Origin of the sequence: Methylobacterium sp. J-078, from assembly GCF_022829285.1 — a bacterium.
Taxonomy (GTDB): Bacteria; Pseudomonadota; Alphaproteobacteria; order Rhizobiales; family Beijerinckiaceae; genus Methylobacterium.
On record NZ_JAKSYI010000053.1, the window covers coordinates 1 to 1,651 of the forward strand.

Sequence of the window (1,651 nt, forward strand, 5' to 3'; positions counted from 1 at the left end):
GGTATTTCGGGATATCCGCGATGGCGAGTTCGGCCACTCCGGGTTGTGCGTCCAGCGTCACCTGACGCCGCCCCTGAGATGACCAGGGACAGGTCAGGGTCCGGAGCGTGGCCCGCGACATCGCCGCCTGAACGTAGACCGGCAGCGTCACATTCCCCAATCCGAGAGGAAGCGACAGCGTCGCCTCGATGAGGAGGCGAACCTGGCCCGTCCTGACCGTCGCATTCGGGCTTCCGGGCCGGACATTACCCGAACTCTGCTGCCGTTCGCCGATGCTGAGCGTGATCTGTGTCCGGAGCAGACCGGGTATCGATGCGCCGAGATCCACCGACACTTGCTGCCGGCCGTTCGACAGCGCGACGGCGTCGGTCAACGCATCCATGACGTCGATCAGCGTGCCGCTGGCGCCGAGGGCGGGACCGAGCGCTGCGGCATCCCCGAGAGCGAGGACGCTGCCGACCTGAAATGCCGTGCCGCCGCCACGCGTAGCTGACACGACCTGCCCGAGGGCCGACGCCGCCCTGCCGCCATCGGTCAAGGCGTTAGAGGCGATCTGAAGCGCCGCGGTCAACTGGCCCACGGTGGCGGTGGCGACGGCGATCTCAGAGTAGTTCCCAACTTCGAGCCCGAGCATGGGTGCCAGCGCGTCGAGCACACGGTTAGCATCGACACGGGTGCTCGCAAGTGCGTTGTAGTCGACCACCGACAGCGTCAACGGCTTCCCCAGCATTGCGCCCAGGACGGCGTTCGCGACGCCTGCATCGAGGCCGGCCAGTCCGGACCCGATCGTGAAGGACGCGAACTGTGCCATCGCCGCGGTGCTCTGTACCTTGATGGCGATCTCGCGTCCGAGGCCGAGGGCGGGAGCGAAGTAGGTCGGAGTTGCGGTCTGCAGGGTCACCCGGACCGCGTTAGGCGCCGACGTCTCCGTGCTGAAACGCGCATCGACGGCAGTCCTGCCGTCGGCGCTGTAAGAACCGGGCTGGACCCGGATCACGGCACCGGCGGCGTAGCCGTTATCGGCCAGGGAATTCCGGGCCACCGCCTCCGCGAGCGCAGGGTTCGCGGCGGCCAGCGTCGCCGCGATGTCCACGGCGCCCTGCGCCCGCCGATGAGCTAGGGTCGCCGACCCGTAATCAATCCCAATTGCCGCAGCCCCGAGGATCACCGTGAAGCCGAGCGCGGTGAGGATCGCGACCGATCCACGCCGGTCGGACATCACACACCGCATCAGAGCCCACCCTTTCGGATGCTGACGCTGCTACGGATCAGATCGGGTGGCAGCGGCACGAGACCGGAGAGCCCGGACAAGCCGAGATTCTTCGAATCGAAGCTCAGTGTGACCCGATAGAGGGCGGAGTCGCCGGGATCCGTTGCTACCTGCACGTCGATCGTGCCCGGTCTGAACATCGTGCCGCTCACGAGGGCGGCGTTGACCTGCTGGCGCGCGAGACTTGCCCGCTCGGCATCGCTGATGCCGGAGATGGAGGCCCGAGCCGCCTCCGATGTCAGCTGACGGAGGTTGTGGGCCGCGCCGAGATAGATGCCGAACACGATAATGCCGGCCAGGAAGGCCAGAAGGATCGGCGCGACAAGAGCAAATTCAACGGCCGAACTTCCTCGTTCGCATTGAGGAAGCAGCTTGTATGGA

At 66.6% G+C, this 1,651-nt stretch carries 2 protein-coding genes; both read right to left on the reverse strand.

Going from position 1 to position 1,651, the window contains the following annotated elements; all coding sequences use genetic code 11:
• Positions 1–1,219: TadG family pilus assembly protein (locus tag MKK58_RS06085; RefSeq protein WP_243911215.1), on the reverse strand; the 1,219-nt coding region annotated here is incomplete at its 3' end.
• A gap of 11 nt (positions 1,220–1,230) precedes the next feature.
• Positions 1,231–1,641: a TadE/TadG family type IV pilus assembly protein gene (locus MKK58_RS06090; RefSeq protein WP_243911216.1), complete on the reverse strand. Its 411-nt coding sequence runs from the start codon at positions 1,639–1,641 to the stop codon at positions 1,231–1,233.
• Between the last annotated feature and the right edge of the window lie 10 nt (positions 1,642–1,651).